This is a genomic window from Bacillus cereus group sp. BceL291 (assembly GCF_051776705.1).
Taxonomy (GTDB): domain Bacteria; phylum Bacillota; class Bacilli; order Bacillales; family Bacillaceae_G; genus Bacillus_A; species Bacillus_A cereus.
The window spans coordinates 1-292 of the sequence record NZ_JBPWAP010000270.1 but is presented as its reverse complement, the minus strand read 5'-3'; the positions used below and the strand labels follow the sequence as shown (position 1 = coordinate 292).

The window sequence follows — 292 nt, the reverse complement described above, 5'->3', positions numbered from 1 at the left end:
ATAAAAACCAGCTCCAGCATTACCGTCTGTAAAACGAATATGCCCCCATTGTTGGAATCCACCGCCACCTAAGTTAACTCCCTGCATTGCTCGTATATTCCTAAAGATTTTCACTTCTTTTTCAGTACTTATATCAAACGTTTGTCCGTCTGGTGCTGGAGATATATTATTATTCACACCACCTACAGCAAGTGCGTTAAACGGCTGAATGCCATCTGCTCTTTCTGCTGCAGCACGATCCCAATTATACATAGATGCATATTTGCCACTGTATAACGTTACACCACTTACA

General features: G+C 41.4%; 1 protein-coding gene. It reads right to left on the bottom strand.

The window, feature by feature from the left end:
• The coding region (locus ACS2CR_RS34535) for a hypothetical protein (RefSeq protein WP_438906171.1) at window positions 1-292 on the bottom strand (292 nt) is incomplete at both ends.